The 10,885-nt window shown below is 42.1% G+C and carries 3 protein-coding genes; 1 reads left to right on the top strand and 2 read right to left on the bottom strand.

Going from position 1 to position 10,885, the window contains the following annotated elements:
- A partial coding sequence (locus tag QUA00_RS04780; protein ID WP_445305718.1) for a CHAT domain-containing protein occupies nucleotides 1-4,633 on the top strand: 4,633 nt, incomplete at its 5' end.
- A gap of 87 nt (nucleotides 4,634-4,720) precedes the next feature.
- Here the strand turns inward: QUA00_RS04780 and QUA00_RS04775 are convergent.
- A complete protein-coding gene (locus QUA00_RS04775; protein WP_333408853.1) occupies nucleotides 4,721-10,048 on the bottom strand; it encodes a SpoIIE family protein phosphatase in 5,328 nt (1,775 codons plus the stop codon).
- A gap of 330 nt (nucleotides 10,049-10,378) precedes the next feature.
- On the bottom strand, nucleotides 10,379-10,792 hold the full coding sequence (locus tag QUA00_RS04770) for a hypothetical protein (protein ID WP_333408852.1): 414 nt from the start codon (nucleotides 10,790-10,792) through the stop codon (nucleotides 10,379-10,381).
- Nucleotides 10,793-10,885 lie beyond the last annotated feature (93 nt).

Below are 10,885 nucleotides of genomic sequence, written 5' to 3'. Positions count from 1 at the left end.
TAATCAAACAGTCAATGCCGCGAGTTTGACGACTAATATTGGTGGCACAACTCAAGTCAATGGCAATGTCACTACAATTGGCAGTCAAACTTATGGAGATGCTGTGACTGTTGCAAATAATCCCATTCTCTCCGGCAGCGACATTAGTTTCAATAATACTGTGGATGGCACCAGCGATTTGACGGCGAATGCCGTTACGGGTAATGTTACATTCAATGGTGCAGTTGGGAGTTTAAGTGCGATCGGCAATTTAACAGCTAACTCTACAGTCACAACCGCATTTAATCAAACAGTCAATGCCACGAGTTTGACTACAGATGCTGGCGGCACAACTCAAGTCAAGGGAAATGTCACTACAACTGGCGCTCAAACTTATGGAGATGCTGTCACAATTGCCACTAATCCGATTATTTCAGGCAGCGGCGTTACTTTCAATAATACTGTTGATGCCAGTAACATTGGCAGCGATTTAACTGTGAATGGGGGTACTGGTAATGTTACATTCAATGGTGCAGTTGGCAATACCCAGGCATTAGGAAATATTACCGCTAACTCTACAGGCACAACCGCATTTAATCAAACAGTCAATGCCGCGAGTTTGACGACAGATGCTGGCGGCACAACTCAAGTCAATGGCAATGTCACTACAACAGGCAGTCAAACTTATGGAGATGCTGTCACTGTTGGCAATAATCCGATTCTTTCAGGTGACAGCATTACTTTCAATAATACTGTTGATGGTACCAGCGATTTGACTGTGAAGGCGGCTAGCGGTAATCTTACCTTCAAAAGTACGATCGGCGAAACAACTCCTCTCACAAGTGTAATTGCCAACAGCAAGATATCTTTAGGTGGCAATGTCACTACAACCGCCAGTCAAACTTATGCAGATGCAGTGACTGTTGCCCCAAACTCGGTGTTTTCAGGCAGCGACATTACTTTCAACAAGACAGTTGACGTAGCTGGCAATCTCGGTATTGCTGCTGATAATGTTAATCTCAAAGAAACTGTAACGACCACCAATGACGGCACGCTCACAATTACCAATAAGGTGAATCTCAATCTTGAGAAAAACCTGAACTTAGACGGTGCATTTATTCAAAATGGCGGGGGAACTGTTGCGGTTAGCGGAAATATCACCACCACTAATGATAACATTACTTTTAGTGGGCCAGTGACCTTAAAAGCTCCTGTAAGTTTTACGCTGGGAGATGCAACTATTGCTTTCGGTTCTACTTTATCGGCAGGTACTAACCCGCTGAATTTAACAGCAGGTGAAATTAATTTTTCCGGTAATGTTTCTGGTACTGGTGCGTTAACGCTGCAACCCGCAACAGCAGGACAAAATATTGTTGTTGGCGGAATTGATAACAATACTAGCGCTTTAGATTTGACGGCATCGGAACTTAATTTGATTCAAAATGGATTTAGCTCGATCGCGATCGGGCGATCGGATAGCAGCGCTAATATTAGTATTCCCTATAATCTCACATTTTTAGACCCAGTAAATATTCAAACGGGAACTGGTACGATCGCACTTGATGGCACTATTACCGGCAATGACAACAGCAGCATTGCTCTCAACGCTTCCACAATTAATTTAAATTATGGCATCAATACCAATAAAAATCCGATCGCTCTCAACGGCACTGTCACACTCGGAAACGATATTAATCTCAGTACCAGCGGCGGAGATATTAAGATAACTGGTGCGATAGACGGTAATCATTTGCTGAACTTAGATGCCGCTACAGGCAATGTGTTGGTGCAAGGAAACATCGGAGAAACAACGCCATTATCGGTTTTGAATCTTACTGCCTCAAATGCAGAATTCAGTGGAAACATTAACAGCAGTTCTGGTTTTAGTCTTACGGCAGTAAATACTAAATTAGGCGGTAATATTACGAATAATAACGGCGACATTAATATTAGCAATGCTGTGGTTTTGACAAAGGATGCGGTATTTAGTACGGCCGGGGGAAATATTGCTTTGGGTGCGATCGACAGTGACAGCATTAATGCCCGCAACTTAACTCTAGCCTCCGGTAGCGGCAGCATCACTTTCAACGGTGCGGTGGGTGCCACCAGCAAGTTAGGAAATCTTGCGATCGAAAATGCTGGCAATGTGACAGGAAACTCGACAATTAACGCGCAACAATTTACAGCACTCACGGAAAAAGTCAACTTATCGGGAGATGTCACCGCCGGCAAAGTGGATATTACTGCCAAGGGCGATATAACCGTTAAAAATATTACTGCTAATGGCGGAGAAATTCTATTTACAAGCGGTAACAATTTCACCGCAGGCAATTTGAATACATCGGGAGAGAGTGGCGGCAACATAACTGTTAAGGCGATAACTTCAATTACCACCGGACAAATTAACTCTAGCGCTATAGTCGGAAATGCCGGCAATGTGTTCTTAGATCCGATCGGCGATATTCAAGTAGAGTTTATCAATGCCCAAGGCGGTACAGGCGGCACCGGTGGCGAGGTGACAGCAATAACAGGCAATTTTTTCCGCGCTACGGGTACTTTTTCAACCCCACTTTCCCCGACGGGATTTGCTAGCATTTCTACTGCTGGTGGCGCCGGTGGTGGCAAAATTACAATTGTGCACGCTGGGGGAGATAGAGGGACGCCGATTCAACCGTTTGTGGTGGGGGATGCTGCTAGCAACGGTACGGCGGGTGCAATTACAACCGGACAATCTACCATTACATCGCAGTCGTTTCCGCGTTCTAGTAGTATTGGTAATATTGTGTTTTCTACTGACGACGCGATCGACCCGCCGCCAACGCCAACTCCACCTGATGTTGTAACTGCCACTCCCCCTGATGTTGTAACTCCCCCTGATGTTGTAAATCCCCCTGATGTTGTAACTGTAAATCCCCCTGATGTTGTAACTGTAAATCCCCCTGATGTTGTAAATCCCCCTGATGTTGTAACTCCCCCTGATGTTGTAAATCCCCCTGATGTTGTAAATCCCCCTGATGTTGTAAATCCCCCTGATGTTGTAAATCCCCCTGATGTTGTAACTGTAAATCCCCCTGATGTTGTAAATCCCCCTGATGTTGTAAATCCCCCTGATGTTGTAACTCCCCCTGATGTTGTAACTCCCCCTGATGTTGTAACTCCCCCTGATGTTGTAACTGTAAATCCCCCTGATGTTGTAAATCCCCCTGATGTTGTAACTCCCCCTCTGATCGATCCTACGGAAAGACAAGTGCCCGCACGGCAACCCTCAACCCTCGATCGAAAAGACTTTCAACCCCCCACAATTCCATCGCTACACAATCAGTTGCCCCCCGGCCACCCACTGCCAGAAGTTACCAGCAGCGAATTATCACTAAGAGTCAACCCTATTTCTAATTTAGTTCTGGGATATGTTCCGTCTCCCGATCGACTTTTTGAAGGTAACGATATCCAGAAAACAATCTGGGGAATCGAAGAAATGAGGAATCAAGAATTTGCAGAATACCTGGGGGTAGAAGCCAACCTCCTAGAGGAAAAAACCTTGATTTCGACATCCCAGCAAACTTTACAAAATATCGAACAGCAAACCGGCAAGCGGTCTGGTATTATCTACATGGTCTCGCGAGAAGATCGACTAGAAATAATTTTAGTTCCTCCTGCCGGGTGGCCGATTCATTACAGCGTCCCCGAAGCCAACAGAGCAGCTCTTTTCCCCACCGTGCAGGAGTTCCGCAATGAAATCACGAATCCCGCAAAACGCGGTACTACAACTTATCTAACCGCCGCCCAGCAACTATATAAATGGGCGATCGCACCCCTAGAAAAAGACTTAGAAAACTTAGGAATTCAGACTTTGTTACTGTCAGTCGATCCCGGATTGCGAAGCCTGCCCTTTGCCGCTTTGCACGACGGTAAAGGCTTCTTGATTGAAAAATACAGTTTTAGCCTAATTCCGAGTTTTAGTTCGACTAATACCGATTATAAAGCTGTTAGAGACGCCACAGTGCTAGCAATGGGAAGGTCAGAATTTGTTGACCAACAGCCCTTGCCCAGTGTGCCGATCGAACTGCAGGCGATTTCCGCTCAGTGGCAGAGCCCATCTTTCCTCAATTCTGCTTTCACTTTAGATAATCTCACGTCGGAACACACCAAGGGAGGATTTCGGATCGTTCACCTAGCAACTCACGCTGAATTCAAACCGGGAAAAGCGAGCAATTCCTACATTCAAATGTGGAATTCCAAATTGCAGCTCGATCGCATGGAGAGTTTGAATTGGCGGAATCCGCAGGTAGACTTGTTAGTATTAAGTGCTTGTAGAACTGCTATGGGCGATCGGGAAGCAGAGTTAGGTTTTGGAGGATTAGCAGTAAAATCCGGCGCGAAATCTGCTTTAGGAAGTTTGTGGTATGTTGACGATGGAGGCACTTTGGGGCTGATGAGCGAATTTTACCACCAGTTGCGAGGAACCACAACTAAGGCAGAAGCTTTGCAACTGACTCAACAAGCAATAATGTCCGGTAAAGTTCGGATGGAAAACGGACAGCTAGTAACAACAGGCGGCAAGTTAAATTTACCTGCTAATTTACAACAACCAAACCAAAACTTTTCTCATCCTTACTACTGGAGCAGTTTCACCATGATCGGAAGCCCTTGGTAATCTGCCATCTTGATTTCTTGAGTCCGCGAAGGCGGACTTTTGTTGTGTAGTAGCGGTTTCAACCGCCCAACTCGCGATAAAAAAGTTCTATTTCTGTTTCATCACCACCAAAGTAATATCATCAAAAACCTTCTGAGTGCCAATATACTGCCGCACATCATCAATTACAGCTTCCCGAATTTCTTGGGCACAGCGCTGACGATTTTCAACCACAACTTGCCACAACCTTTCTAATCCGTACTGCGCTTTATTAATATCGAAAGCTTCAGGAATTCCATCAGTATAAAGCACCACCACATCCCCAGGATTTAACTGCACTTCTGAAGAAGCAATAAACTCGCCAATCTCTTCTACTAAGCCAATGGGAAAGCCTAAATCCATCGTGTCTATGCGCTCCAATTTTCCATCAGCGCGCACCACAATCATTTCCTCATGTTGTCCGCTTAATTTCAGAACACCTCCGGCATAGTCTAAGATAGCTAGAGACATATTTCTAGAGGAGTCCATGCGCTGGAGATTATCATAAAGAGTCTGGTTGAGGACATCCAAAAACTTCACTGGATCTGTTTCCTTCATTTTCTGAAGCGTCCTGACAGCCGTTTGTGCCATAATCATCAACACGCCGCTTTCTAAACCATGTCCCGTGACATCGCCAATGCTAATCTTGACTTGACCATCCTGTTGCAATACATCGTAGTAATCACCGCCAACTTCGTCAGCAGGTTCCATAAAACCAGCTATTTCTAAGCCTTCAATTGCCTCTAATTCTGACGGTTTTGGCAACACCATTTGTTGCAGTTGTTTGACAATATCGAGTTCTGCACTCATGCGAACATTTTCCGCTTTTAATTTCTGATTGAGGGTGCTAATTTCTTGATTCGCTTCAGCTAGTTGAGCCGTGCGTTCTTGAACTTTATCTTCTAAGTTTTGATAGAGGCGAGCATTTTCGATCGAAATAGCTGCTTGGGAGGATAAGATTTTTAAGACTTCCAATCTATCTGGGGTAAACGCCCCGGTAGTCAGATTATTTTCCAGATACAGAATGCCGATCAGTTTACCTTGATTAATAATAGGAGCGCATAAGACTGACTTAGGCTGATTTTTTATAATATAGGGTTCGCTAGTAAAAATACCCTCTTTTGTAGCCTCTGATAGCACTACATCTTCCTGAGTTCTCGCTACATATTTTATCATGCCTACAGGAAGATTATCGCTGCTTTCAATCGGACTACTTTGCCAAACTTCTACTTGTTCTTTGTCAACTTCCCCTCTAGCTTCAATGGTTAACTTCTCCTTATTTGATAAGACAAGAAAGCCTTTTTGTGCTCCGCCATTTTTCATTAAAATTGTCATTAACTTTTCTAACAATTTGTTGCTCGCAATTTCACCAGCCAGAACTTGGGAAGCTTTGATAACTGTGGACAAGTCTATATTTGAACTTGCTCCACTTGTTGAAGATGCTGTGCCCATAGCAGTAGTCTGCACATCAATTTGTTTCTGGGCAGATACTTTGGGGATTAACTGCGGATATTTCTGCTCCAAATCCTCTACTTTACGCTTAGCACCCCAAAGTTGGTAGCCATAGTGAGCTTTTCTCATGTAAAGTTTGGCAATTTCCTCTTTGCCTTTCCCTAACCAGAATTTGGCGACTAATTCATTGCCTAAAGCTTCATTCTGAATATACTCATTTTCATGAGCTGAAGCAATGGCGCGATCGTACAAATCTAGTGCTTCCATTCCTTGACCAGAAATACGCGCAATTTCTGCCTCCACCAACAGGTATTTGTGCAGAAAGTTTTCAGGACAGTTATCTGCCCATATTTTCATCTGTTCTTGCTGCGATTCTAACTGCTCCCAATAGTGTTTTTGTTCGGACTCGGAAGCATCAAGATACAGCGACACCAGGATTAGTGAAGTGTAAAAATTATGTTCAGAAATTTGGAACTGCCCTAACGTAAAAATCATAAATTCTTTGGCTTTCAATGCACAGTTTAGCGCTTCATGTAGCTGATCATACAGATATAAAACCTGAGATTTAAAAATATAAAAAGTGCAAATCAACGCCAAACTTTTATGTGCTTTACAGCTTTCTAAAAATTCTTCATCGCTAATTTCGTTGTTACAAAATACGAATTTATTAGGAGTTCTACTGCTTAAATTAAAGAGAGTTATTTGAAAACCCAGCATTCCATCAATTGCCCATTGGTTTTTGATTTTTTGGTTAAACTGTAAAAATTTTTCCACCTCTATCACCAGAGGTTCTAAATTTTTACCCTGATAAAATAGGTATCGCAATTTGTGTTCGATAGCGTAGCCAGAGTGCAGTAATTCTCCAGATTCTAAGCCAGCTTGATAGGACTCATTCAAAATAGCCTCAGCCAATTTAATATGCTTTACCCAGTTATTCAAATGACCGCCCAAAACTAAACAAGCACTGCATCTCTGACTGGAACTATTAAATTTTTTACTCACCTCTACAGCTAGCTTACCAAATTCATAGCCAGATTGATAGTCACCTAAAATAGAGCCAAGAATCATTCCGTAAGTTACAAATCCTTTTGACGATACGGCAATATTGCCGTATTGCAAAGAAATATTAGCCATTTTTAAAACAATAACTGCATACATTTCTTGGTTAAAAAAATAGGCAGGTGGATCAGTATTTGTTAACAATTTTAGTACCAGTCTTTTTTGGGGGTCTGTGATTTCTGGTTCATCGATCAGGTCAGCAATTTTTCTCGACCCCAAATTCTTCTTTGCACGGGCAACTTCCAGGTCTAGCGCCTCCTTAAAATTAGCGTCAGGCAAGTCTACACCTAACAAGAAAAGAGCCTTTTTACCTGTTTGTATTGACTCTTCATATTTAGCACTCATGGTGTACTGCACGAGCAACAGGTTGTAAATTTCTGCCTTCTCTATGTCGGATTTTACATTTTTCAAAATTAGGTCAATTAATGCTTCTGAATCCTCAAAACATCCATTTAAGTATTCAACCTCTGCCCGTTCTTTGTGCAAGGCTAAAGTTAATTCATAATACTCCGTCCAAAAATCTCCGATTAAACACTTTAATCCCGCTCTTAAATATTGCAGTGCCGCTCCATAAGCCGTTGCATCTTTGGCTTTTTTGCCCGCTTCTAAATTCAAGCGTGCTAATTCAATTTTTGCTGAATCATCTGCAATTAAATCTCTGCCAAAATTCAGATGATCGACTATTTCAAAGATTCTGATTTCCCGTTTATTTTTCGGGAGATTCTGCAACAACAATAGCCCAATTTTGAGATGGAAGCTACGTTTAGATTCGCCATAAATCATGGCATAAGCAGCCTGTTGTACTCGGTCATGCAGGAATTTATAATCTTGAATTAAGAGGTCAGCATCTAACTCTGATGTGGGTAAAATTAAGCCTGACTGAATTGCCAGTGCTAGGTCAGTAGAGGTTTCTCTAGGTGATTTTTCGCTAATGAGAGAAAGGGTATGCAAGTTGAAATTAGCGCCCACACAAGCCGCTAAACGTAACATCTGCTGTGTAGATTCTGGCAGTTTATTTACTTTATCAATCATTAACTCTACTACATTGTCTGTAATCCCCTTTGCTTGAATTTGGTGTACATCCCATTGCCAAGAAAGAGAAGATAAATCAAACTGGATTAAATTTTTTGAGTACAGGGTTTTCAAGAATTCATTAACAAAGAACGGATTCCCTCCAGTTTTTTCAATCACCAATTCTGCCAAGGATTTTACTGATTCATAATTGCTAGATAATGTATCGCCAATAAGTTGACTAATATTTTCTATTCCTAAAGGTGCTAAGGTAATATAATTAATAATTGCTCCCTCCTTGAGCAACCCATCAAGAGTCATCATTAAGGGGTGTGTCGGGCTAACTTCATTATCACGATAAGCTCCAATTAAAAACAGATATTGCATTTCTGTATCTGTCATCATCAGTATAATTAATTTAAGCGTAGCAGCGTCAGCCCATTGCAAATCGTCCAAAAAGATGACTAAGGGATGCTCTTTGGTGCAAAATGCTCGGATGAAGTTTTGAAAAAGAATATTAAAGCGATTTTGTGATTCCGTTGCCCCTAATTCTGGTACTTCTGGCTGTTTACCGACAATCAGTTCTACTTCAGGAATTACATCAATAATTACTTGACCATTCATCCCAAAAGCGCTTTTCAATTTTTCTCGCCATTGTGCTAGTTGTTCTTCACTTTCTGTTAAAAGTTGTTGCACTAATCCTTTAAAGGCATTAACCACAGCCGAGTAAGGAACATTCTTTTGAAATTGGTCAAATTTGCCTGCTGTAAAATAGCCCCTTAGCTTTGTATTTGGTTTATGAATTTCTGCTACTAGGGATGATTTTCCAATGCCAGAATAACCCGCTACTAACATCATTTCTACCCCCCCTTGTCCCCCCTTATTAAGGGGGGTGAAAGGATTGTCTGCGACTCGCTCAAATGCTGTGAGTAAGGCTTCTACTTCGGCTTCGCGTCCATAGAGTTTTTGCGGAATGTGGAACTGCCCAGAAATATCTTGAGATCCCAAGGGAAATTCTGAGATATTTCCTTGGGTTTGTAACTGATGCAAACATTCTGCTAAATCATTTCTAATTCCAAAAGCACTTTGGTATCGCTCCTCAGCGGTTTTGGCCATCAGTTTCATTACAATATCTGACAGGGGCTGGGGAATTTCTGGATTAAGTTGATGAGGAGAAATTGGCACTTTAGCAATATGACAATGCACTAACTCCAGGGCATCATTTGTTTCAAAAGGAAGTTGTCCTGTCAGCAACTCATAAAAAGTGGCACCGAGAGAGTAAAAGTCGGTGCGGTAATCTAGAGAACGATTCATTCTTCCTGTTTGTTCAGGTGAAATATAAGCTAAAGTACCTTCTAAGACGTTAGGATTTTTTAGGGTAGGATTTTCGCGGGTGAATTTAGTAGAAATACCAAAGTCTATAATTTTGAGTCGCCCGATTTCTGGGTTGAAAATAATATTGCCAGGGTTAATATCTTTGTGGACAATATTCGCAGCGTGAATACTGCTTAGAATTTCAGCCGTTTTAATAGCAATGCTCAGAAATTCCTGTAGGGGCAATACTCCCGTGGCTGATTCCCTACGCTCATCCATCAAGTGTTTTAAAGATGACGCGCCAAAATCCTCAAGGATGATACACAGGGTCCTCTGATAGGGTTTTAATTCATAAGCTTTAATTACTCCATCTAGATTCAGATTTCGGGTAATTTCATATTCCTGCTTATAGCGAACCAGTTCGGAGGGAGTAGGATAGTCTTCTTTGAGGAATTTAAGGATGACAGCTTGGTTGTCCTGTTGCCGGATGCCTCGATAAACGGTGGAGTTGATACTTTCGTAGATTTGAGTGAGAATCTCGTAGCCGTTAATCTCGATCATTTTCAGGTTTCAATGATAGAAGAAAATGTTATTAAAGATAGTCAGCAATCATTAGGGGCGAGCGGACTTATCCATTATAGTAGCTGAGGATGCTTTGATACCCATGCTAAAGGTGAAATCTTCACATTAATATACTGTCGCACATCATCTATCACAGATTACCTCATCGCAAAAGCAGGTAACTTTCATTACCTGCTAATTTACAACAAGAAAAACAATAGTTTTCCGATATTTATTGCTGGAGTATTTTCACGGTGAGATTTTTTTAAAGTCCCCTATTTTAATTAGCAAATCTGTTCGTTCAACAATCATCTCTAACCCGCCAATGCTCTATCTAGGGTTGATTGCTCTCGGATTTGGTGCCGCAGTTCCGTAATTGACTCGACAGCCGATATTGAACAAACTTGAACTGCACTCAAGAGGGACAATCTGCTGATCGAGGAGGGCGCTGCAACTGACATACTCGTCGTTATTAGTATCTCTTACCATACATTCGATCGGCTGAGCACCCGATCGCGCCGCCCAACTCTTCATACCTACGACTGCAATGTTATGCTGCCAGTAGAAAGCAAATAGCGACACTGCAAACAGTACAGCAACGGCTAATCCTGCTTTCAACTTCCAACTATTTAGGACGTTTCCCAAACTATTTTTCACGTTTTCCACCCCAGAAATTGAGCTTTCGGTAGTTATTTCTGGAGTTGTCAAGTTTGTTTGTGTTTGTTCTGCTGGAATTTCCGACATAATGTATCTCCTGTGATTGCTGGGACTTGGCTAATCTGGCAGTTGCGATCGCTATTGCAAACTTTATCAAATTTTAGCAAAACTAGCCTGTAC

Source organism: Microcoleus sp. T2B6 (assembly GCF_036700475.1).
Classification (GTDB): Bacteria; Cyanobacteriota; Cyanobacteriia; order Cyanobacteriales; family Microcoleaceae; genus Microcoleus.
The sequence above is the reverse complement of the archived record's forward strand: the minus strand, read 5'-3'. Positions and strand labels throughout refer to the sequence as shown.